Below are 443 nucleotides of genomic sequence, written 5' to 3'. Positions count from 1 at the left end.
AAAGCAGCCTTTTCCTTCTTTACATTTGCGGCGGGAAATCCTGTAACCTGGATAGTTGGAGGATTAGTCTTTCTTCTCTTATTTATGATGAGCTTCTTTTTAGGATTTTCATCTGCTAGTTTGATTCAACAAGATGAATTTGAATTAACAAAAGCTTATACCCACCTAACTTGGGAAGATGCAGAACATACTCGTACAAATGACAAAGGAATTACTTATTACACAAAAGTTGATGATGTGATGGGGTATATGAACTTTAAATTCCATGACTATGAGTTACACAAACCAGTTCACTTATTTAGTTCAGAAACTTACAAGGATTATCTGTCTACTTTGTGGCATGATTTAAACGATGGGGAAGATTTGAAATCCATGCAAGACCTCTATGAAACTCCTAAGTATAAACTCTCGAAAGACGATCAAGAGGAAATGAAGGAACTAAA

General features: G+C 35.2%; 1 pseudogene. It reads left to right on the top strand.

Going from position 1 to position 443, the window contains the following annotated elements:
* Nucleotides 1–443 (top strand): annotated as a pseudogene (locus HMPREF2701_RS11670) (CHAP domain-containing protein); the annotation flags it as partial.

This window comes from Streptococcus sp. HMSC077D04, assembly GCF_001808785.1.
GTDB lineage: Bacteria > Bacillota > Bacilli > Lactobacillales > Streptococcaceae > Streptococcus > Streptococcus mitis_BX.
The sequence above is the reverse complement of the archived record's forward strand: the minus strand, read 5'-3'. Positions and strand labels throughout refer to the sequence as shown.